The organism is Promicromonospora sp. NPDC052451, assembly GCF_044547525.1.
GTDB lineage: Bacteria > Actinomycetota > Actinomycetes > Actinomycetales > Cellulomonadaceae > Promicromonospora.
This window is the reverse complement of sequence record NZ_JBIUAP010000003.1, coordinates 30,435-53,011: the sequence shown is the minus strand read 5'-3', so window position 1 is coordinate 53,011 and position 22,577 is coordinate 30,435. Positions and strand designations below refer to the sequence as shown.

The 22,577-nt window shown below is 73.2% G+C and carries 29 protein-coding genes; 18 read left to right on the top strand and 11 right to left on the bottom strand.

Translation table 11 applies throughout. The features are described from left to right. Positions 1 to 36: 36 nt before the first annotated feature. Both ACIG47_RS05975 and ACIG47_RS05970 read right to left on the bottom strand, forming a co-directional pair. Complete coding sequence (locus ACIG47_RS05975) at positions 37 to 537, bottom strand: HAD domain-containing protein (RefSeq protein WP_397430036.1); 501 nt, start codon at positions 535 to 537, stop codon at positions 37 to 39. A 41-nt stretch (positions 538 to 578) separates the two neighbouring features. Then, positions 579 to 1,124: a hypothetical protein gene (locus tag ACIG47_RS05970; RefSeq protein WP_397430035.1), complete on the bottom strand. Its 546-nt coding sequence runs from the start codon at positions 1,122 to 1,124 to the stop codon at positions 579 to 581. A 65-nt stretch (positions 1,125 to 1,189) separates the two neighbouring features. Here ACIG47_RS05970 and ACIG47_RS05965 point away from each other — a divergent pair, with 65 nt between their 5' ends. Continuing rightward, positions 1,190 to 1,651, top strand: coding sequence for an NUDIX domain-containing protein (locus ACIG47_RS05965; protein WP_397430034.1), 462 nt, complete (start codon positions 1,190 to 1,192; stop codon positions 1,649 to 1,651). Between the two features lie 33 nt (positions 1,652 to 1,684). Then, positions 1,685 to 2,329 (top strand): LysE family translocator, encoded by a 645-nt coding sequence (locus ACIG47_RS05960; protein WP_397430033.1) that lies wholly within the window; start codon positions 1,685 to 1,687, stop codon positions 2,327 to 2,329. 44 nt (positions 2,330 to 2,373) lie between these two features. On the opposite strand, the gene ACIG47_RS05955 is transcribed toward ACIG47_RS05960, so the two are convergent. Together ACIG47_RS05955 and ACIG47_RS05950 are read right to left on the bottom strand one after the other, a co-directional pair. Continuing rightward, on the bottom strand, positions 2,374 to 3,714 hold the full coding sequence (locus ACIG47_RS05955; protein ID WP_397430032.1) for an FtsX-like permease family protein: 1,341 nt from the start codon (positions 3,712 to 3,714) through the stop codon (positions 2,374 to 2,376). After that, the gene (locus ACIG47_RS05950; protein ID WP_397430031.1) at positions 3,711 to 4,415 is read right to left on the bottom strand and encodes an ABC transporter ATP-binding protein; all 705 of its coding nucleotides are present in this window, start codon (positions 4,413 to 4,415) and stop codon (positions 3,711 to 3,713) included. The genes ACIG47_RS05955 and ACIG47_RS05950 overlap by 4 nt, the downstream gene beginning before the upstream one ends. Before the next feature lie 206 nt (positions 4,416 to 4,621). Between ACIG47_RS05950 and ACIG47_RS05945 the strand changes: the two genes are divergently transcribed. The 4 genes from ACIG47_RS05945 to ACIG47_RS05930 all read left to right on the top strand — a co-directional run bounded on the left by ACIG47_RS05945 (position 4,622) and on the right by ACIG47_RS05930 (position 7,976). Then, positions 4,622 to 5,767, top strand: a complete 1,146-nt coding sequence (locus tag ACIG47_RS05945; RefSeq protein ID WP_397430030.1) for a protein kinase family protein — start codon at positions 4,622 to 4,624, stop codon at positions 5,765 to 5,767. Positions 5,768 to 5,891: 124 nt separating this feature from the next. Beyond that, complete coding sequence (locus ACIG47_RS05940) at positions 5,892 to 6,839, top strand: sugar phosphate isomerase/epimerase family protein (protein WP_397430029.1); 948 nt, start codon at positions 5,892 to 5,894, stop codon at positions 6,837 to 6,839. 135 nt (positions 6,840 to 6,974) lie between these two features. Then, entirely contained in the window at positions 6,975 to 7,376 is a 402-nt protein-coding gene (locus ACIG47_RS05935; protein WP_397430028.1) for a DUF6234 family protein, read from the top strand. Between the two features lie 84 nt (positions 7,377 to 7,460). Further along, positions 7,461 to 7,976: a GNAT family N-acetyltransferase gene (locus tag ACIG47_RS05930; RefSeq protein WP_397430027.1), complete on the top strand. Its 516-nt coding sequence runs from the start codon at positions 7,461 to 7,463 to the stop codon at positions 7,974 to 7,976. 116 nt (positions 7,977 to 8,092) lie between these two features. Here ACIG47_RS05930 and ACIG47_RS05925 read toward each other — a convergent pair whose 3' ends face one another. The 3 genes from ACIG47_RS05925 to ACIG47_RS05915 are packed head-to-tail and all read right to left on the bottom strand — an operon-like array spanning position 8,093 to position 10,526. Further along, a complete protein-coding gene (locus ACIG47_RS05925; protein ID WP_397430026.1) occupies positions 8,093 to 9,304 on the bottom strand; it encodes an ABC transporter permease in 1,212 nt (403 codons plus the stop codon). After that, positions 9,301 to 9,999, bottom strand: a complete 699-nt coding sequence (locus ACIG47_RS05920; protein WP_397430350.1) for an ABC transporter ATP-binding protein — start codon at positions 9,997 to 9,999, stop codon at positions 9,301 to 9,303. The genes ACIG47_RS05925 and ACIG47_RS05920 overlap by 4 nt, the downstream gene beginning before the upstream one ends. Then, a complete protein-coding gene (locus ACIG47_RS05915; RefSeq protein ID WP_397430361.1) occupies positions 9,996 to 10,526 on the bottom strand; it encodes a hypothetical protein in 531 nt (176 codons plus the stop codon). Before ACIG47_RS05915 ends, ACIG47_RS05920 begins: the two co-directional genes overlap by 4 nt. A gap of 115 nt (positions 10,527 to 10,641) precedes the next feature. On the opposite strand from ACIG47_RS05915, the gene ACIG47_RS05910 reads away from it, so the two are divergent. Continuing rightward, on the top strand, positions 10,642 to 11,130 hold the full coding sequence (locus tag ACIG47_RS05910; protein ID WP_397430360.1) for a hypothetical protein: 489 nt from the start codon (positions 10,642 to 10,644) through the stop codon (positions 11,128 to 11,130). Here ACIG47_RS05910 and ACIG47_RS05905 read toward each other — a convergent pair. Then, on the bottom strand, positions 11,082 to 11,585 hold the full coding sequence (locus tag ACIG47_RS05905) for a hypothetical protein (protein ID WP_397430025.1): 504 nt from the start codon (positions 11,583 to 11,585) through the stop codon (positions 11,082 to 11,084). The genes ACIG47_RS05910 and ACIG47_RS05905 overlap by 49 nt on opposite strands. 160 nt (positions 11,586 to 11,745) lie before the next feature. Here ACIG47_RS05905 and ACIG47_RS05900 point away from each other — a divergent pair, with 160 nt between their 5' ends. Both ACIG47_RS05900 and ACIG47_RS05895 read left to right on the top strand, forming a co-directional pair. Further along, entirely contained in the window at positions 11,746 to 12,402 is a 657-nt protein-coding gene (locus ACIG47_RS05900; RefSeq protein WP_397430024.1) for a response regulator transcription factor, read from the top strand. Further along, the gene (locus tag ACIG47_RS05895; protein ID WP_397430023.1) at positions 12,399 to 13,631 is read left to right on the top strand and encodes a sensor histidine kinase; all 1,233 of its coding nucleotides are present in this window, start codon (positions 12,399 to 12,401) and stop codon (positions 13,629 to 13,631) included. The genes ACIG47_RS05900 and ACIG47_RS05895 overlap by 4 nt, the downstream gene beginning before the upstream one ends. Here ACIG47_RS05895 and ACIG47_RS05890 read toward each other — a convergent pair. After that, complete coding sequence (locus ACIG47_RS05890; protein ID WP_397430022.1) at positions 13,628 to 14,806, bottom strand: GTP-binding protein; 1,179 nt, start codon at positions 14,804 to 14,806, stop codon at positions 13,628 to 13,630. The two genes, ACIG47_RS05895 and ACIG47_RS05890, sit on opposite strands and share 4 nt — an antisense overlap. 169 nt (positions 14,807 to 14,975) lie before the next feature. Here ACIG47_RS05890 and rpmB point away from each other — a divergent pair, with 169 nt between their 5' ends. Genes rpmB through rpmF form a run of 6 tightly spaced genes read left to right on the top strand, consistent with a single transcriptional unit; the run spans position 14,976 to position 16,361 of the window. After that, positions 14,976 to 15,212 (top strand): 50S ribosomal protein L28, encoded by a 237-nt coding sequence (gene rpmB / locus ACIG47_RS05885; RefSeq protein ID WP_119146075.1) that lies wholly within the window; start codon positions 14,976 to 14,978, stop codon positions 15,210 to 15,212. Then, positions 15,212 to 15,517, top strand: a complete 306-nt coding sequence (rpsN, locus tag ACIG47_RS05880; protein ID WP_397414482.1) for a 30S ribosomal protein S14 — start codon at positions 15,212 to 15,214, stop codon at positions 15,515 to 15,517. Before rpmB ends, rpsN begins: the two co-directional genes overlap by 1 nt. Before the next feature lie 32 nt (positions 15,518 to 15,549). Further along, positions 15,550 to 15,672, top strand: a complete 123-nt coding sequence (ykgO, locus tag ACIG47_RS05875; RefSeq protein WP_020013141.1) for a type B 50S ribosomal protein L36 — start codon at positions 15,550 to 15,552, stop codon at positions 15,670 to 15,672. A 16-nt stretch (positions 15,673 to 15,688) separates the two neighbouring features. After that, positions 15,689 to 15,985 (top strand): type B 50S ribosomal protein L31, encoded by a 297-nt coding sequence (locus tag ACIG47_RS05870; protein WP_397414480.1) that lies wholly within the window; start codon positions 15,689 to 15,691, stop codon positions 15,983 to 15,985. Next, positions 15,985 to 16,152 carry a 50S ribosomal protein L33 gene (rpmG, locus tag ACIG47_RS05865; RefSeq protein WP_119146081.1) on the top strand — a complete coding sequence of 56 codons (168 nt, stop codon included), beginning with the start codon at positions 15,985 to 15,987 and terminating at the stop codon, positions 16,150 to 16,152. Before ACIG47_RS05870 ends, rpmG begins: the two co-directional genes overlap by 1 nt. A 38-nt stretch (positions 16,153 to 16,190) precedes the next feature. Beyond that, on the top strand, positions 16,191 to 16,361 hold the full coding sequence (gene rpmF, locus ACIG47_RS05860) for a 50S ribosomal protein L32 (RefSeq protein ID WP_397430021.1): 171 nt from the start codon (positions 16,191 to 16,193) through the stop codon (positions 16,359 to 16,361). A 62-nt stretch (positions 16,362 to 16,423) separates the two neighbouring features. Here rpmF and ACIG47_RS05855 read toward each other — a convergent pair whose 3' ends face one another. Both ACIG47_RS05855 and ACIG47_RS05850 read right to left on the bottom strand, forming a co-directional pair. Next, positions 16,424 to 17,692, bottom strand: a complete 1,269-nt coding sequence (locus ACIG47_RS05855) for an ATP-grasp domain-containing protein (RefSeq protein ID WP_397430020.1) — start codon at positions 17,690 to 17,692, stop codon at positions 16,424 to 16,426. Between the two features lie 575 nt (positions 17,693 to 18,267). After that, positions 18,268 to 19,677: an MFS transporter gene (locus tag ACIG47_RS05850; RefSeq protein ID WP_397430349.1), complete on the bottom strand. Its 1,410-nt coding sequence runs from the start codon at positions 19,675 to 19,677 to the stop codon at positions 18,268 to 18,270. A 341-nt stretch (positions 19,678 to 20,018) separates the two neighbouring features. Between ACIG47_RS05850 and ACIG47_RS05845 the strand changes: the two genes are divergently transcribed. From ACIG47_RS05845 to ACIG47_RS05835, 3 genes are all read left to right on the top strand, one after another. Beyond that, positions 20,019 to 20,738 (top strand): response regulator transcription factor, encoded by a 720-nt coding sequence (locus tag ACIG47_RS05845; RefSeq protein WP_397430019.1) that lies wholly within the window; start codon positions 20,019 to 20,021, stop codon positions 20,736 to 20,738. Positions 20,739 to 20,748: 10 nt separating this feature from the next. Further along, the gene (locus ACIG47_RS05840; protein WP_397430018.1) at positions 20,749 to 21,843 is read left to right on the top strand and encodes a sensor histidine kinase; all 1,095 of its coding nucleotides are present in this window, start codon (positions 20,749 to 20,751) and stop codon (positions 21,841 to 21,843) included. A gap of 67 nt (positions 21,844 to 21,910) precedes the next feature. Beyond that, positions 21,911 to 22,558 (top strand): M15 family metallopeptidase, encoded by a 648-nt coding sequence (locus ACIG47_RS05835; protein WP_397430017.1) that lies wholly within the window; start codon positions 21,911 to 21,913, stop codon positions 22,556 to 22,558. Positions 22,559 to 22,577: the final 19 nt, after the last annotated feature.

Sequence of the window (22,577 nt, the reverse complement as noted above, 5' to 3'; positions counted from 1 at the left end):
CCACATTCCCAGCGCCTTGGTCGGACAAGCCAGCGATCAGAAGCGGCCGAGCCACTCAGCGATCACCGCAAGATCCGGAGCCGTCACTCCCACCTCGGACGGCACTCCGTACAGCAGAGCCTCCCCGTCGTGCTCTGCGGCCACGAACTCCCGGTCGGCATCACCGATCACGTCGTCCACCCACACGAACGGCTGCCCGTCCGCGATCCGTACCAGCGCTCGCGTCTTCCACTGGAGCTGGTCGTCCCCTTGGTCCCCGGCGTAGGCGGGCAGCTCGGCAACCGGCAAGGGCGGAAGCCCCAGTAGCGGCCCGATCACCTCGTTCGCACCATCCATCCAGGCCGTGGCCCATACCAGGTCACACCCCAGCCCGGACAGCAGTGGGCCCAGCGCGCGATCCACGCGCGCGAGGTGCGGGTTGGACGCCGTCGTCCACACCTCCGGCGCCTCCGGCACCGCCGGCATCCCGGCGCCGCCGAAGGGAAGCAGCGTCCCGTCCACGTCAAGGAACAGGACGGTGCGTACTGCACCGATCATTCGAGAACTGTAGGGCCACACGCACCATCGCGGCACGCGACCTACGCGCGGTGGAGGTCCAGCCCACCGTCCTGATGAACAAGGCTCGAACTGGTCGTCAGCCCTCTTACCCCCATGCGCGATCTTGCCGCCGCACAGAAGTCGTCACGGGCGCGGCGAAGAACTAGAGCTTGCTCGAGCCATCCGCTGTGGTCGAACTCGGCGTCCGGATCCAGCCGCGCAAACTCTTCCAGCTGTCTGGCGGCAGCTCTCATCCGGCGTGCCGCACGAACAGTCTCGGTGTCTGCGAGAAGGCAGAGCTCCTCCCATGCCTCGGTCACCGCCCGGTCGAGCTCCTGGTTCGACAGCGCGGCCAGGCCTTCGGCGGGATCGACCCGGGTCGTCGTGGCGCCTGGCCGACGGTCGGCGGTGATCCCCGCGACGAGCTGTGAGTACCGACGCAGCGCTCGCGAGTATCGGAGGCAAGCGTCGTAGAAGCGCTCACGGCGCCACCGTGCGGCGTCTGTGACCATGGTGGTCGCCAAGGTGCCGACCACCCCCAGCGTCACGCCGATGAGGGCGGGCATCTGCGCCAGGAAATCGTCCACAGCACGAGAGTGGCATAACGCCCAAGTTGGTCATAGCCCCCTCAAGCTCGCACCTGAAAGGAATCATGTTCCCTGCCCGCTCCGCCGAGCAGCCCTACCTCGTCGAACGCAACCCCGGCTACTTCGAGTACCAGCTCCCCGTCTCCGTCAAGGCCGTCATCGCCTGGCGAGGACTGCTCCCGCTGCTGCGCAACGAGCGCGACGAGTGGGAGCTCCCCGGCGGCAAGCTCGAACCGGGCGAGGACCCGGCGTCGTGCCTGGCCCGCGAGATCCGCGAGGAGCTCTCCTGGGACACCACCGTCGGCGACCCCGTCGACGCCTGGGTCTACGAGGTCTTCCCGCACCGCCACGTCTTCGTCCTCACCTACCTCGCCACGTACGACGGCGAGGCCGCCCCCGCCCACAGCCACGAGCACAAGGAGCTCGTCCTGGTCCGCCCGGACGACGTCGCCGGCCTCCCCATGCCCGACGGGTACCGCACCTCGATCGCCCGGGCCGTCGCACGGGGTCACCTCGAAAACACCTGACGGGCCCCGCGACCCGGTCGCTACCATCGCCTCATGCCCGAGACCACCCAGCTCGTCGCCTTCCTGGCGGCGTCCGTCGTCTTCATCGCACTGCCGGGACCCAGCGTCCTGTTCGCGATCGGCCGCGCCCTGACCGTCGGCCGCCGCGACGCCCTCCTCTCCGTGAGCGGCAACGCGCTGGGCCTGCTCGTCCAGGTGGGCTTCCTGGCGGTGGGGCTGGGTGCGCTCGTCGAGGCGTCGGCCACCGCCTACACCGTGCTCAAGCTCGTGGGCGCGGGGTACGTCATCTATCTCGGCATCCAGGCGATCCGGCACCGCGCGGACGCCCGCCTCGCCCTCGCCGCGCCCGAGGGCGCCCGCCCCACGAGCGCGCGGCGGGCGGTCTGGACCGGGTTCGTCGTCGGCGCCACCAACCCGAAGACCATCGTCTTCTTCGCGGCCTTCCTTCCGCAGTTCATGAACGACGCCGCGCCCGCCGCACCCCAGCTGCTGTTCCTCGGCCTGCTGTTCGGCGTGCTGGCCCTGTGCCAGGACTCGATCCTCGCGCTGGTCGCGTCGCAGGCGCGCACGTGGTTCTCCCGCGAGCCGAGGCGGCTGGACCACCTGAGCGTGGCCGGTGGGCTCGCGATGGTCGGGCTCGGCGCGGGCCTCGCGCTGGAGGGCCGGGTCCGGGCCTAGGGCCCGGCCCGGGCTGCACGTGGTGAGCTGACGGATACAGCGGCTCAGGACCCCTGCGACTGACGGACGGCGGCCCCGCCCGTCGCCCAGCGGGCGACGGGGAGAGCGGAGCCGGCAGCCAGGACCGCACAGGCCACGGCGACGGCGAGTACGGGCCACCAGTCCGGCCGGCCGGGATCCGCCCCGTGCGCCGACGCGTGCCCAGCCGCGGTGAGCACGACCACCACGGTGACCAGCACCGCCTGCACCACCGCGACCAGCAGGACCAGGACCACGTCCGCCGCGACGACCCGCAGGACGTCCGCCCGTGCGGCGCCCGCCAGCCGGAGCGCGGCCAGCTCACGCCGGCGCCGCTCGGTGGACATCGCGAACACGACAGCCACCGAGATCGCGGTGTACACGAGCGCGAGCCCGATCACGCTGCCCACGGCCACGTAGTCGGCCGTCGTCAGCCCCTCCCGGCCCGCGCCGGCGATGGTCGAGGTCCCGGCAAGGACTCCGGACGCCAGGGCGACCGTGACCAGGACCGGCGTGACGGTCGCCACCGTCCGGCGCAGGTCGGTCCGCGCCGCCGCCAGCGCGAGCAGCAGGGGCCCGCCGCGCGCCAGGAGCCCGGTCGCGCCCAGGATCACCCGTGCCAGCACCGGGCCGCACAGGGCGGCCAGCGCGGTCAGGGTGAGCGTCAGCAGCACCAGGTAGGCGGTGGCCGACGGCGTGTCGGCCTCACCGATCAGCGCGATCTCCAGCACCGCTCCGGCGGCCAGCAGCACGACGCCGACGAGCCGGACGGCCCCCGTGCGGACCACCGGTACACCGGCGTCGCGCAGCGCGGCGGCCGCAGGCACACGACTGCTGGTCAGCGCCACCGGGACGGCCGCCGCCAACGCCACGACGAGGGCGACCCCGGCGGACAGCGCGGCCGGCCACACCGGCAGGGCGGTCTCCAGCGCCGCGGGGGCGAGGCCGGCGTCGGACAGGCCACGGGCGGCCAGGGGCGCGAGCGGCAGACCGCACAACGCTCCCCCGACCGCGGCGACCAGACCCACGACGAACGCCTCCACGAGCAGGAGCGCACCCGTCCGCGCTCCGCTCGCACCGGCCAGCCGAAGGAGTGCGAGCTCGCGTTGCCGCTGCACCGCGGAGTACGACAGGGTCGAGGAGGTCACGAAGGTCGCCGCAAGCACCGCCACGGCGGTGGCGTTGGCCAGCAGGGTCGTCGCCAGCGTGGCCAGGTCCGGGGCGGGCCCGACCACCTCGGGACGGCGCACGGCGACGACGGCGCTGGTCGTCACGGTCAGCAGCGCCGCGGCCAGCGCGACCGACACGAACGCACCCGCGAACCCGGCAGGGTGCGCGCGCACGCTCCGCGCCGCGATGCCGATCATGCCGCCTGCCCCAGCCGGGCGAGACGGCCACCGAGCTCGACCGCGTCGCGTGAGGCCGATTCCCCCACGATGCGCCCGTCACGCAGGTACACGACCCGGTCAGCGGCGGCCGCGGCGACCGGGTCGTGCGTCACCATCACGACCGTCGTACCGGCCTCGTCGACCAGGCCCCGCAACAGGTCCAGCACCTGCGCCCGCGAGCCGGTGTCGAGCGCCCCCGTCGGCTCGTCCGCGAACAGCACACGCGGCCGCAGCGCGACGGCGCGCGCCATCGCGACCCGCTGCTGCTGACCACCTGACAGCGCGCCGGGCAGGCGATGCTCGACGCCCGACAACCCCACACGGTCCAGGGCGGCCGCCACCGCACGCCGATCAGCCCGCCGACCGCCGACCAGTCGCGGGAGGGCCACGTTCATCCAGACCGGGAGTGTCGGCACCAGGTTGTAGTCCTGGAACACGAACGCCACCTGCTCACGGCGCAGACGCGAACGTGCCCGGTCGCCGAGGCCCGCCACGTCGTGGCCGGCCAGCACCACGCTGCCCTCGTCGGGCTCGTCCAGCCCCGCCGCGCAGTGCATGAGCGTGGTCTTGCCCGACCCGGACGGGCCCATGATCGCGGTGAACGTCGCCGGCGCGAACTCCACCGAGACCTCCCACAGCCCCAGGACGCGTGCGGCACCGGCACCATGGTGCTTCGTCACGGCACGCACCTGAACCGGGGCACCAACATCGCTCATGCCATCGAACGTAGGGCGCAGGCCGATGGGGCGGCTTCCGGTGATCTCCCGAGATCCACCCGGATCCGACCCTGGGCCGTCTCAGGGTCACGGCGCTCCGTCACCGACGACAGCCTCCGCATGCCGTCACGTCCGGGCGGCCTGGTCACACGATTGGTACGGTCCAGGTCGTGAGTGTCGGGCGCGGTGAGCCGAGCGGTACGGACTCGCGCGGGTCGCTGACGCACGGGCAGTGGACGACACCGCGCGAGCGCCCGCGTGCGCGGACCGCAGGTCGCTCCCGTGACGCGCGCCTGGCCCGCCATGGCGTCGTCTCCACGGCGCTGGCACTCCACAGCGACCACAGACTTGGCGAGCTCGTGGACGCCGGCACGCCGGCCGGCAGCGGCATCGGCGGGCAGACCGTGGTCGTGGACGTCGACGGAACCCCGGTCTTCGTCAAGCAGGTGCGCCTCACCGACCTGGAGCGACAGGCGGAGAACGTCCGCTCCACGGCCAACCTGTTCGACCTGCCGCTCTTCTGCCACTACGGCGTGGGCACCATCGGCGGCCCCGGGTTCGGTGCCTGGCGTGAGCTGGCCGTACACGCCATGACCACAGGCTGGGTGATCGCCGGTGACCACGACGGCTTCCCGCTGATGCACCACTGGCGGGTGCTGCCGGACGCGGGGCAGCCGCTTCCGGAGGAGCTGGCCGACATTGACCGAGCCGTCGCCTACTGGGGCGGCGGTGCGGCGATCCGCCGCCGGATCGAGGCGCTGCGCGACTCCTCGGCCAGCATCCTGCTGTTCCTGGAGTACATCCCGCAGAACCTCCACGACTGGCTGGGCGGTCAGGTCCGCGCCGGTGGCGTGGCTGCTACGGAGGCTTGCGCCATGGTGGACCAGGAGCTGCGAGCCGGGATCTCGTTCATGAACGACCGCGGCCTGCTGCACTTCGACGCCCACTTCCAGAACATCCTGACCGACGGCGCGCGTCTGTACTTCGCCGACTACGGCCTCGCGATCTCCTCCCGTTTCGAGCTCACGCCGGACGAGGCCGGATTCCTCGACGACCACCATGGCTACGACCACCACTACGCCGCCACGCACCTGGTGAACTGGCTGGCCGTCGCCCTGTACGGACACGCACCGGAGGAACGGCGGGCGGCCGTGCGCTCCTGGGCCCAGGGCGTGACGCCGGAGGGTGTGCCCGCGGCCGTCGCCGCGCTCCTGACCCGTGACGCGCCCGTCGCCGCAGCGATGGGGAGCTTCTACCGCCGGTTCCAGCGAGAGAGCCGCACGACGCCGTACCCGGACGAGCTCTCCCGGATCTGACTGCGGGACACCCGGCCGGCCCAGTCACCCCTTGACAGACATATTTCACCCGACAAGACTCTTTTGTGCGTCGCGCGTCAAAAGTCCGGCGTGCGGTGATCACGACAACGACGTCAGGAGCACGATGCGGGGTACACGACAGCGCTCACGACACCACCGTCGACGACTGCACGGCACCGCGCTGGTCGCGGCGCTCGCCCTGGGCACCCTCGCGGGCACCCCGGCAGCTACGGCCGCGGCGCCGGGGCACGCGGAACCAGGCTGCGGGCCAGGCCCCGGCATCCCGGACTCCCAGATCTCCATCCAGCTCTACACGCACGTCGGTGAGCTGGGCTCGGGAACACCGTCGGCCGACACGCTGGACCGAGTGCTCGGCGAGGTCGCCGACGCCGGGTTCCGCAACGTCGAGCTGTACGACCAGCCCTACGACATGCCCGTGGGGGAGCTCAAGGCGCTGCTGCGCGAGCACGGCCTGCGCGCGGCGTCGAGCCACGGCAGCACGGACTGGGAGACCTGGCCGCAGACCGTGGCCTACGCGAAGGCGCTCGGCCAGCGCTACGTGGGCTCCGGCAGCATCCCGGGCAGCACCGCCACCTACGAGGACGCCGTCGAGACGGCGGCCTACCTCGACCGGCTCGGTGAGTACTCCCGCGACCACGGCGCGGGCAAGATGCTGGTGCACAACCACACCGACGTCTTCGAGCGGACGTTCACGCACCCGGACACCGGCGAGACGGTCACCGCGTGGGAGGCCCTCGTGGAGAACACGAACCCGCGCTACGTCACCTTCGAGCTGGACGTCGGCTGGGCCGCGGAGGCCGGCATCGACGTCGTGGACCTCATCGAGGAGCACGGCGACCGGATCGAGCTGCTGCACGTCAAGGACGCCGTGAACATCGGCTCCGAGGAGGGACTCACACAGGTGGGCCTGGGTGACGGCGAGATGGACCTGACCGGGATCCTCGGGGCGGCCCGCGGCGACGTGCGGTACTACACGTACGAGTGGGACTGGGCACCGTCGTTCGAGTCCTCGGCGCGGTCGTTCGACTACCTGGACTGCTTCCGGTACTGATCCGCGGACGACGGCGCGACCGGCTTCGGTCGCGCCGTCAGCGCCCCTTCAGTTTCCTTCCGCCCCGACATCCCCGAGCCGTACGATCCGCGCCATGACACGTTCGGGCCGAAGCGGGCAGCAGGGGCAGCCGGGATGAGCGACCCGGGCGAGAGCACCGGCGCCGCTCCCGGCGTGGCGGGCGAAGTCCTCGGGTCGCTCGCCGCGCTCGCCGGACCGTGGGTGCTCCTGTTCAACACCTGGAACGCCTACGGCTTTCTGACCGACGCCACCCCGGAGCCGAAGCACACCGTGGTCTATGCCGTCGTGGCCGCCGGCATGCTGTCCGGGGTCGTGTGGACGTTCGTGTCGGCCCGGCGACGGGGTGCGCGCGTCCTCACGTACGTCTGGCACACGCTCGTGGCGGTCGTGGCAGTCGGAGCGATCGGACTGCTGGTCGTGCCCCAGGTGGACTGGCGCTCTCTCAACGATCCGCCGCCCGTGGAACAGAACCTGGACTACGAACCGTGCTACTCGGGCGGGGATCCCTGCGGCTGACCGGAGACCCGCCAGACCCGCTGTCGCCAAGCGACCCGAATCCGGGCTCAGCGCAAACCGACCACCATCCGCTACCTTGTCCGCGTGCCCGACCTCCTCATCGCCCCGCGCCATCCGGCCCACCTGGATCGCACCGTCGAGGCACTGCGACTGGTCCACGAGAAGGACCGTTACCCCCTGGTCTGGCCCGACGACCCGAAGGCCTGGCTCACCCCGGACAGCACGCTCGGCGCCTGGGTCGCTCTGTCGGACGGGGTCGTCGTCGGGCACGTGATGCTCGTGGAGGGGGGCGCCGTCGAGCACGCCGACCAGCTCGCCGAGGCCGCGGGTGTCCCCCTGGTCGGGCTCGCCGGGGTCAGCCGTCTGTTCGTCGCCCCGGCGGCACGCGGCATGGGCATCGCCTCGGCGCTCCTGGAACGTGTCGAGGACACGCCCACCCGGCGCGGCCGCCGTCTCGCGCTCGACGTCGTCGATGACGACGGCCCCGCCGTCCGCCTCTACGAACGCCTGGGCTGGACCCGCGTGACCCAGGGCCCGGCCACCTGGACCACCCCGTCGGGCACCCGCCCGACGTCGGCCGCCTACCTCTGCCCCCGCTGAGGCCACCGCCCGTCACCCGGTCCGGGCCCGAGCATCTCCTCGAGGGGGCCACCCCTGGCGAGCACCGGCCCGTCCGGGCGCTCCGGCGCTCGACCAGGGGCGGGCAAGGACGACGGTCACGCGGCCGTCAGCGCCTCCGTCGGCGACAGCCGCGACGCACGCGTCGCCGGGTAGAGGCCGGCGAGCCCGCCGATCACGACCGTCGCACCGACCGCCAACCCGGTCGCCCACGGCGGGACGACGGTGGGCCACCCCTGGAGCGCCGAGTACAGGGCGGTGACCGCGACACCGAGCAGCACGCCGCCCGCGCCCCCGAGCGCGGACAGCAGCACCGCCTCGACGAGGAACTGGTTGCGGATGTCGCCCCGGGTGGCACCCAGCGCGCGGCGCAACCCGATCTCACCCCGCCGCTCCAGCACCGAGACCACCATGGTGTTGGCCACGCCGATCCCCCCGACCAGGAGCGACACGGCACCCAGGCCCAGGAGCAGGGCGCTCAGCGTGCTGTCCGCGGCGTGCTGCGCGGCCAGCGCGTCGGACGGACGTGACACGTCGGCCTCGTTCGGCGCAGCCGGGTTCGCGGCCCGGGCCAGCATGCCCTGCACGGTGCCCACCGCGGCCGGGTCGGCCCGGGCGTAGACCGTGGTCGGGTACCCGTCGAACCCGAGCAGCCCGGTGGCCGCCGGCCAGCCGATCAGCGCCGCCGTGTCCAGCTCGGGCGCCAGCACCACCGGCCCCAGGATGCCGACCACGGTGAACCACTGTCCGCCCAGGTACACCTGCTGGTCGGGGCCGACCGACCCGACGCCGAGCCCCGCGGCGGCGTCGGCGCCCAGCACGACGGCCGGGTAGTGCGCCGTGGCGTCGTTCAGGAAGGCGCCGGAGAGCACCGCACCGCCCACGGTGTCCAGCAGGTCGAGCTGGGCAGCCGTCACCGCGATGCTGCCCGACTCCGCGGCGGGCACGTGGTCGTTCCGGTACACCCGGGCCCCGCCGACCACGCCGGTGGCGCTCACCGTCTCGACCAGATCCAGGTTCTCGACCATGGGGACCGACTCCGGAGGTAGGTGCGCCTCCTCGCCGAGCAGGCTCTGGCCCGGGCTGACGGTGAGCAGGTTGGTGCCGAGCGCCGCCATCTGCCGGTCGAGGTCCTCGCGGCTCGACGACGAGATGCCCACCACCGAGACCATCGCCGCGATACCGATCGCGATCCCGAGCGCCGACAGGACGATGCGGACCGGGCGTGAGCGCAGCCCGGAGCCGCCGGCACGGAGCAGGTCCGCGCCGGACAGGCGGGCCGGCCGGAGCCGGGCGGGTCGGGCGGTCACGAGAGGGCTCCGGCCGGGCTGCTGTCGGCGACCTTCACGCCGTCGCGTACCTCCACCTGCCGGGGCAGGGAGGCGGCGATGTCCCGGTCGTGGGTGATGACCACCACCGTGGTGCCCACGCCGTTGAGCTCGCGCAGCAGGTCCATGACGCCGCTCCCGGAGGCCGAGTCGAGGTTTCCGGTGGGTTCGTCGGCGAGCAGCAGGAGCGGGTCGCCGACGACGGCGCGCGCCACCGCGACCCGTTGCCGCTCGCCGCCCGACAGCTCGTGCGGACGGTGCCCGGTCCGGTGCGACAGGCCCACCCGGTCGAGGGCCCGCCGTGCGCGGACGAGCCGTTCGGAGCGCCGGGTCCCGGAGTACAGCAGGCCGTCGGCCACGGCCTCCAGCACGGGCACGCCGGGCGCGAGATGGAACTGCTGGAAGACGAAGCCGATCGTCCGGGCGCGCAGGGCGGAGAGCTCGGCGTCCCCGAGCGATCGGACGGCGTGGCCGTCGATCGCGACGCTGCCGGTGGTGGGCCGGTCGAGGGTGCCGAGGATGTTGAGCAGGGTCGACTTGCCCGAGCCGGACGGGCCGACGATGCCGACAAGCTCCCCGCGCGTGATGCGGAGCGAGACCTGGCGCAGGGCCGTGACGCCGCCCGGGTACTCCTTGGAGGCGTCGTCGAGGACGGCGATCGGCGGTGGCGCGCTCATTCCGCGACCCCGACCGTGACGCCCTCGGCGATGCCGGGGCCGCTGACCTCGACCATGCTCTGCGCGAACATGCCGGTCTCGACGGGGACGAATGTGGTGGTGCCGTCCTCGACGACCTCGACCGTGTACCCGCCGTCGGGTGCCGCCACCAGGGCGGTGACCGGCACCATCAGCACGTCCTCCCGCTCGCCGGTGACGATGCGCAGCGTGACCGGCGCGGAGTCGAACCCCCCGGCCAGCGCCTCCGGCTTCTTGATCTGGACGACGACGGTCACGAACGTCTCCTCCTCGATCTCCTGGGCGACCTTGCCCACGCTGCTGACCTTGCCGTCCACGGTGGTCCCGTCCGGCAGCGTGATCGTCGCCGGGTCGCCCTCGGCCACCAGGTGCTGCAGCTCGACGTCCAGCGGGATGGTCGTCACGGGCGTGGTGCCGGTGTAGGTGACGACCTGCTGGTTCGGTTCGGCGCCGAGGTGGCTGCCGGGGACGAGGCCGCCGAGCGCGATCCGGATGTCGCCGTCGTGCACGAAGACCTGGCCGGGGGGCGACGGTGCCGGTCTGCGGCCAGCCGACGTCCGCCTGCCAGGTGGAGACGGCGGTGGCCGTCGCGGCGTCGTAGGTGTCGTCCACGTCGAGGTCGGTGTGGCCCAGGTCGTGCAGGCTCTGCTCGAGCTGCTCGACGTCGCTGCCCACGGAGCCGACGCCGAGCACCCGGTACGGCTGGACGGTGCCGTGCAGCAGCAGCACGGGCTCGTCGTCGACGGCGTAGACCGGCTCCCCGAGGCCCACGGTCGTGCCCGCACCGGCGACCCAGGTCACCACGCCGGAGTCCTGCTGCGCGACGAGCCCGACCGGCTCGCCGTAGGAGATCAGCCCGCCGACCTGCTGGGTCTGGGTGAGGGTGCCGCGGGTGACCTCGGCCGTGGCGGGCGGCAGGCCGTCGGCGTCCGGGGGCGGTGGCGGGCTGCCACCGAAGCCGTGGGCCGCCGCGAGCGCCGCCCCGGCGGCCGCGACGATGCCCGCCCCGACCAGCAGGCGCCGTCGGACGGCGGTCCGGGGTGTCCTGGTGCGGGATGTCACGGTCACTCCCCGCTCAGGATGTCGCCGCAGGCCTCGGCTGCCTGCTGGTAGGTGGGGTCGGCGCGGTCGATGCCGGTGTCGCCGAACAGCCCCTCGGGCCCGGGCTGCGGGTCCGGGAAGTCGGGCAGCCCGTTGTCGCGCATGCACGCGGCGAAGGCGAGGTAGACATCCATGTCCTGGCCGCTGGTCTCGCCCCGGATGCCGGCGGGCAGCAGGTCCTGGCACTGCTCCATGGCGTCCTGCACGGCGGCGCTGCTCGGGTCCACCGAGTCGGCGAACTGCGGCAGGCCGGTCTCCGGGTCGGGGTCGGACACCTCGACACCGTGGTCCCGCATGCACTGCGCGTAGGCCTGCGCGTCGGGTGTCGGCTGCGCGGGGTCGCCGGTCCCGGCGGTGGTGCCCGGCCCGGCGTCCGGCGTCGTCGTCCCGGGTGTGCACCCGGCCAGCAGCAGCGCCGCCAGGAGCGTGCCCGCCGCCGCTGCGGCGGGGTTCCGTCGTGTCCTCACATCGTCCTCCAGGCTGGGGCGGCGTGGTCCGCCGCCGGTGCGACCAGTCCACGGGGCCGCCCGTAACGCCGCGGTAACCACGGGTGAGCCTGGTTATCCCGGCGTTATCCGCGATCGGCGACACTGGATCACGGGTGCCGAGGAACGAGGGAGGCCGGCGATGCGGGTGCTGGTGGTCGAGGACGAGCCGCGCCTGGCGGCCGCGATCGCGGAGGGCCTGGGCCGGGAGGCGTTCGCCGTCGACACGGCGCTGGACGGCGGGCGGGCGCTGGAGAAGGTCGCGGTCACGGACTACGACGTCGTGGTGCTCGACCGCGACCTGCCCGTGGTGCACGGCGACGAGGTGTGCCGGCGGATCGTGGCCGGCCCGGGCAGGTCCCGGGTGCTCATGCTCACCGCGTCCTCTGCCGTCCGCGCCCGGGTGGAGGGCCTGGCGATCGGCGCGGACGACTACCTCACCAAACCGTTCGCCTTCGCCGAGCTGTCGGCCAGGGTGCATGCGCTCGCCCGCCGTGCGGTCCCGGCGGTGCGCCCGGTGCTGGAGCGGGGCGACGTGCGCGTCGTCCAGTCCACGCGGGAGGTCACCCGGGGCGGGGTCGAGGTCGCGCTCGCGAACAAGGAGTACGCGGTGCTGGTGGAGCTGCTCCGCGCCGACGGCGCGATCGTGTCGGCCGAGGAGCTGCTGGAGCGGGCCTGGGACGAGCACACCGACCCGTTCACCAACACGGTGCGCGTGACGCTGATGAAGCTGCGCCGCAAGCTCGGTGACCCGGACGTGATCCGCACCGTCCCGGGCGCGGGGTACCGGATCCCATGACGGGCCTCGGGCTGCGCGGCCGGCTCACCGTCCTGTACGGCACCCTGTTCCTCGTCGCCGGGGCTGCGATCCTGGGTCTGCTGTACCTCGTGGTGCAGGACCGGCTGGAGGCAGAGCTCGGCAGCGAGGCCGCGGACGACCGGCTGGCGCTGGTGCGCCAGGAGGCCGCGGCGTCCGGGCGGGACACCGTCACGCTGCCCGACGGCTCCGCCGTGCCCGTCGAGGAGATCGCCGCCCAGATCCAGCAGGGCCGTGAGGACATCAAGGACGCCGCGCTGGACTCCCTGCTCGTCCAGGGCTCCCTGGTCGTGCTCGCCGTCGGTCTGGCCGCGGGCGCGACCGGGTGGGTGGTGGCCGGCCGGGGCCTGCGGCCCCTGCACGCCATCACGAGGACGGCGGAGCGGATCGCGAACGCGCGCGGACCGGAGCGTGACCTGTCCGAACGGCTGGCCCTGACCGGGCCGCGGGACGACATCAGGCGTCTGGCGGACTCGTTCGACGCGATGCTCACGTCCCTCGACGCCGCGTTCGACGCCCAGCGGCGGTTCGTCGCCAACGCCTCTCACGAGCTGCGCACTCCCCTGGCCCTGGAGCGCACGCTGATCGAGCTGGAGATCACGAAGCCCGCGGTACCCGGCGAGACCGCCCACCTCGGGCGGACCCTGCTGGAGCTCAACGAGAAGAGCTCCGCCCTCGTCGACCGCCTCCTGGTGCTCGCCGACAGCGCGAACCCGGTCGAGCACCCGGTCCGTGTCGACCTCGCCGACCTCGCCGGCGCCGCGGTGGCGGCCGTGACCGGGGCGCAGCAGCACGGTATCGAGATACGCACCGACCTCCGCCCGGCCCCGGCCACCGGCGACCCCGTGCTGCTGGAACAGCTCGTCCGGAACCTGGTCGAGAACGCACTCGTCCACAACGTCGACGGCGGCTGGGCGGCGGTGTCCACGGACACCGAGGGCGACGCGACGGTGGTATGCGTGAGCAACACCGGCCCGCGTGTGCTGCCGCACGAGGTGGACGGCCTGTTCGAGCCGTTCCGGCGGCACCGCGCCGACCGCACGCAGAGCGTCCAGGCCGGCGTCGCACGCACCGGATTCGGCCTCGGCCTCGCCATCGTCAAGGCCGTGACCGACGCCCACCACGGCACCCTCCGCGCCGTCGCCCGGCCGGAGGGCGGCCTCGAGGTCCGCGCGACGCTGCCGGGGCCTGCGGACGCCGGCGTGGCCTAGACCGTCCGTGCCCCCAGCCACGGCGCCAGGTGGTCCTCGCGCCAGAGCCACGCCACGCCGTCCGACACCTCCTCGGGTGTGCACAGGGCGGCCTCGAACGCCTCCAGCAGCCGCTGCCGCTCGGCGCCGGAGCCGTCGGCGGCCCCCACCACCACGATCCGGGTGTGCGGCACCGTCCCGGCGCACACCTCCGGCCACGGCCCCAGGTCCGCGACCGCGAGCTGGCCGCCCGCGCCGTCCCACAGGCAGGCGAGGCCGGGCCGGTCGGCCACGTGGAACACACCCCGCGCACGCAGCCGGCCGGCGCTGAGGTCCTCGATGCGGTCCAGCAGCCGTTCCGGGTGGAACGGCAGGGACGAGCGCAGCTCCAGCGTCCAGCTCCCGTCGCCGGGAGCGGCGCCGCTGACCACCACCGCGCCCAGCGGGTGAGCCCGCCGTTCGGCGCGCGACGGCGAGTGGCGTCCGGCGGCCAGGCCGGCCGCCGTCACGGCGTGCAGGCCGTCCACGCGCCGCGTCCCGGCGCCGCGCAGCCGGTCCAGCAGGCCCGAAGCCGTCGCACGCACGGCATCGGCACCCAACCCTGAACCTGAGGTCGAACCTGAGGCCCCGCCCCGGCACGCCACCACGAGGTCCGCCTGCTCCACCTGCGCCGCGAGCGCCTCCCCCACCGAGCGCTCGTCGTCGGCCGTGAGCTCCAGGCCGCGTTCGGTGAGGGTGTCCTCGCCGAGCAGGTCGTCCTCGAAGGTGTCCAGGTCGACCACGGCGAGCGACGTCGCGATGCGGGTGTGCGCGAGCTGGCCGCCGGGCGTGGTCTCGGCGGCGAGCGCCCGCGCGGCCGGCAGAGGCTCCGCGCTGACCGGCAGGGCGAGCAGCACGTGGGACCAGCGGCCGTCGTGGGCGAGGCGGGCGATGGTGGGGACGGCGTCCTCCCGTACGGCGCAGGAGAGGCAGGCGTGCTCCAGGGGGACGAGCACGTCCTCGAGCACGCCGGTGGCGTCCTGGACCACGCGGCGGAGGTGGTCGGTGTGGATGTCGTGGCGTACGGCGACGACGCCGGGTGCGTCCATCAGCAGGCCGAACAGCGCGGAGTCGCGCAGCACGGGGTCGGTGCACGCCAGGACGCTGACCGGGATGATTCCGTGGCGCCGGCTGGTTCGGTCTCCGGTGGGGAACATGCTGCCTCCTCGCCCGGGGCCGGCCGCGGTGGCAGCCACGACCGGCCCGGAATAATTGATAACCGTTCTCAGTTCTGGTTCACTGTAGCGCGTCATGAGAACGGTTCTCATCCACGGCGGCCGCGAGGCCGGCGGAACACGCGGCGAGCTCGCCGCGACAGGAGGTCAAGTGTCAGCCAGATGCCAGGTGCTCGGCACCGTGCCGGGTTTCGGCCACTCGGTCTCGCACTCCCACGTGCGGACCAAGCGCCGGTTCGACCCGAACATCCAGAAGAAGCGCTACTGGGTCCCGTCGCTCGGCCGTCACGTCACGCTGCGCGTGAGCGCCCGCGGCATCAAGACGATCGACCGCCGGGGCATCGACGTCGTCGTCGCCCAGATCCTGGCCCGAGGGGAGAAGGTCTGATGGCCAAGAAGTCGAAGATCGCCGCCGACGCCCGGCGCCGCGAGCTGGTCGCCCGGTACGCCGAGCGCCGCGCGGAGCTGCGGCGCACCCTGCGGAACCTGGACCTGCCCGACGCCGAGCGCACGGCCGCCGTCCGCGAGCTGGCCCGCCAGCCGCGCGACGCGAGCCCCACCCGCGTGCGCAACCGGGACGTGGTGGACGGCCGGCCCCGCGCCTACTCGCGCAAGTTCGGCCTCTCCCGCATCCGGTTGCGCGACATGGCCCACCGCGGCGAGCTGCCCGGCGTGACCAAGTCCAGCTGGTGACCTGACCCCGTACCGAGAAGGAGGAGCGCCCCATGAAGGTTCGCGCATCCCTGCGTTCCCTGAAGGACAAGCCCGGCGCGAAGGTCGTGCGCCGCCACGGCAAGACGTTCGTGATCAACAAGCTCAACCCGCGCTGGAAGGCGCGCCAGGGCTGAGCGGAAGGAGCAAGCCATGAAGAACATCCACCCCACCTACGGCCCGGTCGTCTTCCGGGACGCGAGCGCCGGCTTCACGTTCCTGACCCGCTCCACGCTCGCGGGCGACACGGACTCCGGCCCCGGCCGCCCCACGGCGACCATCGAGTGGTCCGACGGCAACACCTACCCGGTGGTCGACGTCGAGATCAGCAGCGCCAGCCACCCGTTCTGGACCGGTTCGGCCCGCGTGGTGGACACCGCCGGACGCGTCGAGAAGTTCCGGCAGCGCTACGCCAACCGCGGTAACGACAACAGCAAGGGTGGTAAGTGATGGCCTCGCGCACCGACCTCCGTCCCGTCATCAAGCTGCGCTCGACGGCGGGCACCGGGTTCACCTACGTGACCCGCAAGAACCGGCGCAACGACCCCGACCGGATGGTGCTGCGCAAGTTCGACCCCGTGGCCCGCAGGCACGTCGACTTCCGCGAGGAGCGCTGACCGCAGCGCTCCGGAGCGCCGACTGAGAGGAGGCCGCCGTGGCGGTCCCCAAGAGAAAGATGTCCCGGTCCCGCACCCGGTCGCGGCGTGCGCAGTGGACGGCCCAGGCACCTGAGCTCGTCCCCGTGATCACACCGGACGGACGGCAGGTCCGGGTTCCGGCCCGGCTGGTCCCAGCCGTCCGGCGCGGCCTGGTCGTCCCGGACTGAGCCCGTCCGCACGAACGCCCGCCCGGCCTCCCGAGGGAGACCGGGCGGGCGTTCGTCGTGCGTCAGACCGTCGCGGGCGCGTCGACCACGACCTCCAGGCCGGCCACGATCTCGTCCGCCCAGGCCTTCGCGCGCTTGCCCGAGGGGTCGGCCACCAGCACGTGGCCGATCCGCTCGTTGTTGTCGCCCGGCCGCACGGCCCGGCCGGGCGCGGGCAGCTCGTGGCCGGCCACGCGCTCGTCCTCGGCCAGGCGTTCCGCACCCCGCACACCGCGCACGACGCCGTCCGACGGCGCCAGGAGGAACGTGACCGCCGCGCTGGCCGCCGCCGCGGGGCCCGGGGCGGGCTCGCGGCCGAGTGCCAGGTCCACGAGCACCCGCAGCGGGTTGAAGCCCGTGACCAGCCGCACCAGCTCGAAGATGTAGCCACCACCCTGCCGCGGGTTCACCTCGACCAGCCGGGGCCCGGCCGCCGTGAGGCGCACCTCGGTGTGGCTGATCCCGTGAGTCAGCCCGACGGCGTCGAGCACCGCGACGACGTGCTCCTCGATCGCCGCGCGGTCGGCAGGGTCGAGCGGGGCCGGGAACAGGTGCCCCGACTCGACGAAGCCGGTCCCGGCCTCGACGTCCGGTTCGGCGACCGACTTCGCGGTGATGCCCAGCACCCGCGTGACGCCGTCGCGGGTCACGGCCTCGACGCTGTACTCCGGCCCCTCCAGCACCCGTTCGAGCAGGGCGAGGCGCTCCAGCGGCTGGTCGCGGGTGTTGCGCTCGGGACCGGTGACCTCCGCGAAGGCGATCGCGAGACCGGACTCGTCGGTCACCTTGCGCACGGCGGTCCCGGAGTTCATGTCCACCGGCTTGACCACCAGCGGGTACCCGAGGTCGGCGGCGGCCTTGTGCGCCTGCTCCCACGTGGCCGCCACCGCGAACGGTACGTCCGGCACGCCCGCCGCGGCGAGCGCCCCGCGGACCAGGTGCTTGCGCGTGGCCGTGCGCAGCGCCTCGGCCGGCGCACCGGGCAGACCCAGCTCCTGGGCGACCACGGCCACGGCGGGCAGGTAGTAGTCGCAGGTGGTGAGCACGCCGTCGACGGGGTGTCGCGTGGCGACGTCCCGGGCGGCGGTGGCGAGCGCGGCGTCGTCGTTGGTCTCGGCGACCACGACCTCCGCGGCGAGCGCCAGCACGGGATGGGCGGTGCCGTCGGGCAGCCGGTACAGGTCCGGGTCGCGGGTGACCAGCACGTACTCGTGACCGGACTCGCGCAGCAGGGGCGGGAGCATGAGACCGGTGGACTGCAGCCAGCTCTCGATCATGAGCAGGTTCGCCACGTCAGCACACCTCACCGGGACAGGCGCTAACGGGAGTCGTTCTCAACATGCCGCACAGCCTGCCACGGATCCGCCGGCCGTTCTCGCCGTCCGTCCGCGACCTGTGGAAAACCAGGTCCGGGGCGTGCGAGGACCAGGCGGTGGACAGGCACCCCGGTTGTCACGGCATGCGGGACGAGTATCACGGACAGCGCGAGGGGCAGTAGCCCCGAGTAGTGAGCCCGGGAGCCTACCCGTCAGGTGGGTAACCCGGGCTTCGCGCTGTCTAGGCCGACAAGCCTTCCGTCCGCACCACGAGCCCGCGAACCTTGTCCTTCCAGACTCCACCACGCTGCCAGCACCACGCGATGGCGTCGGCCGCCCAGAGGAGAGGCTCCTCGTCGACGAACACATGGCTCTCGCGCACGAGAGGCACGACGGGGTCGGGGCGGCGAGGAGTGTGCACCGAGATCCTTGGTGGCTGCGAGGGGAAGCACGAAGGCGAAGTCCGCACTCGCGAACTTCGCCTTCTCTAGCCCCCAGGCTACGGCCCCTCAGGCCACCTGTCGCGCCAGGATCGGGTCCCGACCCGACTGCTACAGCACCCCGTCCGGGAGCGACGGGTGTTCGTCCGCCGAGGGCTTCGGGCGTGGGATGAGCAGCGCCAGGACCGTGCACACGAGCGAGGCGAGCAGGCCGAGCAGGAGGGCCGTGCGGAACGCGTCGTCGGAGGGCACCGGGATGCCCTCGTACTCGGCGCCGCCCGCCGCGAGCACCCCGCCCACGACGGCGGCGGCCGACGTCGTGCCCAAGGACCGCATGAGGGTGTTCAGCCCGTTGGCGGCGCCCGTCTCGTGCGACGGCACCACCCGCATGATGAGGGCGGGCATCGCCGCGAACCCCAGGCCGATGCCGACACCCACCACGAGGTTGACCACCAGCACGGACCACACGTCCAGGTCCACCACGACGGCGATGACGTACGAGGCCGCGATGACCGCCGACCCCGCCGCGAGCAGCGGCTTGGGGCCCAGGCGGTGCTCCAGCCGGCCCGCCACGGGCGACATGGCCAGCATCACCAGACCGGACGGCATGAGCACCAGGCTGGCCTGCATCAGGGTCAGCCCCAGGCCGCCCGCCCCCGTCGGCAGCTCCAGGAGCTGCGGGAACACCACGTTCGAGGCGAACAGCGCGAAGCCCATGGCGATCGAGGCCAGGTTGGTGAACAGCACGGTGCCGCGCGCCGTCACGCGGAGGTCCACGAGGGGCTCGGGGACGCGCAGCTCGTACCAGCCCCACACCAGCAGGACGAGGAGCCCGCCGAGCAGCAGCCCGAGCGTGCGCGGCGCGCCCCAGCCCCAGTCGTTGCCGCGCGAGACCGCCAGCAGCACCCCGGTCAGGCCGACGGCGAGGCCGGCCACGCCGATGACGTCAAGCCGCCCGCCCGAGCGCAGCGTGCTCACGGGCACCACCCAGGCCACCAGCACCAGGGCGAGCAGGCCGATCCCGGCGGCGACCCAGAACACCACGTGCCAGTCGTACCGCTCGGTCACGAAGGCGCTGATCGGCAGGCCCAGCGCGCCGCCGACGCCGAGCGTCGCGCTGACCAGCGCGATGCCCGAGCCGAGGCGGTCGCGGTGCAGCACGTCGCGCAGGATCGAGATGCCGAGCGGCACGACGCCCATGCCCATGCCCTGCAGCGCCCGCCCCACGATGAGGAGCACCACCGACGGCGCCAGCGCCGCGACCACCGAGCCCAGCGCCAGCAGCCCGAGCAGCGCGAGCGCGACGGTCTTCTTGCCGTACATGTCGCCGAGCCGCCCGGAGATGGGCGTGCAGATCGCCGCCACCAGCAGCGTCACGGTGACCACCCAGGCGGACACGTCCCGCGGGACGCCCAGCAGCACCGGCAGCTCCGCCTGGATCGGCAGCAGGATCGTCTGCATGAACGACGCCCCCATGCCGGCGAACGCGAGAACGGCGATCACCAGGCCCGGGCGCGGCATCCGCGTGAGCCGGGAACGGTCCTGACCACCGGGAGGAAATCGGAACTTCATGCGCGGCGGACGACCCTTCGACGAGCGGACGGACCTCGGCACGCTCGGTGTGCTCGCAGCACGAGCACCGCCCGGGGCACGAGGGGGATACCTGCACCTTACATAGTTGCCCGCGCCAACCGAGCCTCTCCGTCGCCAGAACAGGCAGGCGCGCCTGATGAACCGCCGAGAACAGGCCGGTCGGGCGAGCCGCTGAGCACCACGAGCGCCTCGCCCGACCGACCCGTTCGAGGGAGCCCAGGAACCTCGGCCGCGGCACATCGCCGGCCCGCACGACCTAGGCTGCCGGTATGCGCGTGCTGATCGTGGAGGACGAGCCCTACCTGGCCGAGGCCGTCCGGGACGGGCTCCGGCTGGAGGCGATCGCCGCCGACATCGCCGGGCACGGCGACACCGCCCTGGAGCTGCTCGGCATCAACTCCTACGACCTGGTGGTGCTCGACCGGGACATCCCCGGCCCGTCCGGCGACGAGGTCGCCCGGCGGATCGTCGCGTCCGGCAGCGGCCTCCCGATCCTCATGCTCACGGCGGCCGACCGGATCGACGACAAGATCTCCGGGTTCGAGCTCGGCGCCGACGACTACCTCACCAAACCCTTCGAGCTCCGTGAGCTCGTCATGCGCCTGCGGGCGCTCGACCGCAGGCGCGCGGTCAGCAGACCGCCCGTGCGGGAGGTCGCAGGCCTGCGGGTGGACCCGTTCCGCCGGGAGGTCTACCGGGACGGCCGCTACGTCGCGCTGACCAGGAAGCAGTTCGCGGTGCTCGAGGTGCTCGTCGCGGCCGAGGGCGGCGTCGTCAGCGCCGAGGAGCTCCTGGAGCGGGCATGGGACGAGAACGCGGACCCGTTCACCAACGCCGTGCGCATCACCGTCTCCGCGCTGCGCAAGCGACTCGGCGAACCCTGGGTCATCGCCACCGTGCCCGGGGTGGGCTACCGCATCGACACGGGGTCGCCTGTCGACCCGGGTGCAGGGTCCGGCGCCGGGCAGGAGGTCGCGGACCATGGCTAGGCGGCCCGGGATGAGCGTCCGCCTCAAGCTCACCCTCAGCTACGCCGGCTTCCTCATGGTGGCCGGCGTCCTGCTGCTCGCGGTGGTGTGGCTCTTCCTGCTGCGCTACGTACCCGAGGTGATCCACACGCCCGAGTCGAGCTCGCCGCCCGGATTCCCCGGGCCCTCGTTCATCCCCGACCAGGGCGACCTGACGCGCGCCTTCTTCCCGCGTGCCCTGGTCGCGCTGGGGCTCCTGCTCGCGTTCGGGCTGCTCGGCGGCTGGCTCCTCGCCGGCCGCATGCTGAGCCCGTTGAGCCGCATCACCGAGGTCACCCGGAGCGTGGCGCAGGGGTCGCTCACCCACCGGATCCGACTCCCCGGCCGGCGTGACGAGTTCCGCGAGCTCGCCGACGCGTTCGACACCATGCTCGCGCAGCTCGAGGCCCACGTCACCGAACAGCAGCGGTTCGCCGCCAACGCCTCGCACGAGCTGCGCACCCCGCTGGCGATCACCCAGACGCTCCTCGACGTCGCGCGCAGCGACCCCGACACCGACGCCCGCGAGCTCGTCAGACGGCTCCATGCCGTCAACGCCCGGGCGATCGACCTCACGGAGGCCCTGCTGCTGCTCAGCCGCGCCGACCAGCGGTCCTTCGCCCGCGAACCGGTCGACCTGTCCCTGGTGGCCGAGGAGGCCACCGAGACGCTGCTCCCCCTCGCCGAGGAACGCGGCATCACCCTCGAGACCTCCGGCGACATCACCCTGGCCGGCGGATCGCCGGCTCTCCTGCTGCAGCTCACGACGAACCTCGTGCACAACGCCATCGTGCACAACCTGCCCGACCACGGGACCGTGTGGGTCAGCACCCGGACCTCGCCGCGTGGCGCGCAGCTCACCGTCGAGAACACCGGGCCGACCCTCACCCCGATGCTCGTGTCGACCCTCACCGAGCCGTTCCGGCGCGGCGCCGCCCGGATCCGCAGCGATCACGCGGGCGTCGGTCTCGGCCTGGCGATCGTCAGGAGCATCACCCAGGCGCACGACGGGACCCTCACGCTCGCGCCACGGCCCGACGGCGGACTCCGCGTCACCGTGGAGCTGCCTGCCACGCGGAGCCCGTAGGCACCTATCGGCGACGTATCGAAAAACCGAGACGTCCTGGCAACATCGCCCCCGCTGGGCTGGGGGCATGACCCGACAGAACCTCTCGGTACCCCCGGCGCACGCCACCGCTCGCACCAGGCGCACCCGCGGTCGCCCGACGGCGGCACCGCTGGCCGCCGCCGCCGTCCTGCTGCTCGTCGCCCTCGGCGCCTATCCCCTGCTCGACCGTGCCGGCTCACCCGTGGTCCAGGCCGTCGACAAGGTGCTCGACCCCGGATCGGCCCCGTCCGGGTCGACCGGGGTCGGAGGCGGCGAGATCCCCGGCGGCTCGGCCACGCTCGACGACGACCTTCCCGGGATCACCCGGCTGGACCCGGCGCTCGCCGACGCCGTGCGCCAGGCCGCCGCCGACGCTGCCGCCGACGGTGTCGAGCTCTGGATCACGAGCGGCTGGCGCAGCCCCGCGTTCCAGCAGAGCCTGCTCGACGAGGCGGTCCGCGAGCACGGCAGCCTCGAGGCCGCCCGGCACCTGGTCGCCACGCCCGAGACGTCCGCCCACGTCACGGGCAAGGCTGTCGACATCGGGCCGACCGAGGCGGACTACTGGCTCATCGAGCACGGCCCGGGCTACGGGCTGTGCCAGGTGTACGCGAACGAGATCTGGCACTTCGAGCTCCTGACCACGCCGGGCGGCACCTGTCCCCCGCTGCTGGAGGACGCCACGGCGGGCTGAGCCGCGTGCCTGTACCCCC

What these genes read in the sequence shown, in the direction of transcription:
- rpsN (WP_397414482.1), top strand. Translation starts at nt 15,212, where the DNA reads ATGGCCAAGAAGTCGAAGATCGCCGCCGACGCCCGGCGCCGCGAGCTG.
- ACIG47_RS05840 (WP_397430018.1), top strand. Translation starts at nt 20,749, where the DNA reads ATGAGCGTCCGCCTCAAGCTCACCCTCAGCTACGCCGGCTTCCTCATG.
- ACIG47_RS05895 (WP_397430023.1), top strand. Translation starts at nt 12,399, where the DNA reads ATGACGGGCCTCGGGCTGCGCGGCCGGCTCACCGTCCTGTACGGCACC.
- ACIG47_RS05940 (WP_397430029.1), top strand. Translation starts at nt 5,892, where the DNA reads ATGCGGGGTACACGACAGCGCTCACGACACCACCGTCGACGACTGCAC.
- ACIG47_RS05845 (WP_397430019.1), top strand. Translation starts at nt 20,019, where the DNA reads ATGCGCGTGCTGATCGTGGAGGACGAGCCCTACCTGGCCGAGGCCGTC.
- ACIG47_RS05850 (WP_397430349.1), bottom strand. Translation starts at nt 19,677, where the DNA reads ATGCCGCGCCCGGGCCTGGTGATCGCCGTTCTCGCGTTCGCCGGCATG.
- ACIG47_RS05870 (WP_397414480.1), top strand. Translation starts at nt 15,689, where the DNA reads ATGAAGAACATCCACCCCACCTACGGCCCGGTCGTCTTCCGGGACGCG.
- ACIG47_RS05920 (WP_397430350.1), bottom strand. Translation starts at nt 9,999, where the DNA reads ATGAGCGCGCCACCGCCGATCGCCGTCCTCGACGACGCCTCCAAGGAG.
- ACIG47_RS05965 (WP_397430034.1), top strand. Translation starts at nt 1,190, where the DNA reads ATGTTCCCTGCCCGCTCCGCCGAGCAGCCCTACCTCGTCGAACGCAAC.
- ykgO (WP_020013141.1), top strand. Translation starts at nt 15,550, where the DNA reads ATGAAGGTTCGCGCATCCCTGCGTTCCCTGAAGGACAAGCCCGGCGCG.
- ACIG47_RS05835 (WP_397430017.1), top strand. Translation starts at nt 21,911, where the DNA reads ATGACCCGACAGAACCTCTCGGTACCCCCGGCGCACGCCACCGCTCGC.
- ACIG47_RS05900 (WP_397430024.1), top strand. Translation starts at nt 11,746, where the DNA reads ATGCGGGTGCTGGTGGTCGAGGACGAGCCGCGCCTGGCGGCCGCGATC.
- ACIG47_RS05955 (WP_397430032.1), bottom strand. Translation starts at nt 3,714, where the DNA reads ATGATCGGCATCGCGGCGCGGAGCGTGCGCGCGCACCCTGCCGGGTTC.
- rpmG (WP_119146081.1), top strand. Translation starts at nt 15,985, where the DNA reads ATGGCCTCGCGCACCGACCTCCGTCCCGTCATCAAGCTGCGCTCGACG.
- ACIG47_RS05935 (WP_397430028.1), top strand. Translation starts at nt 6,975, where the DNA reads ATGAGCGACCCGGGCGAGAGCACCGGCGCCGCTCCCGGCGTGGCGGGC.
- ACIG47_RS05960 (WP_397430033.1), top strand. Translation starts at nt 1,685, where the DNA reads ATGCCCGAGACCACCCAGCTCGTCGCCTTCCTGGCGGCGTCCGTCGTC.
- ACIG47_RS05890 (WP_397430022.1), bottom strand. Translation starts at nt 14,806, where the DNA reads ATGTTCCCCACCGGAGACCGAACCAGCCGGCGCCACGGAATCATCCCG.
- ACIG47_RS05975 (WP_397430036.1), bottom strand. Translation starts at nt 537, where the DNA reads ATGATCGGTGCAGTACGCACCGTCCTGTTCCTTGACGTGGACGGGACG.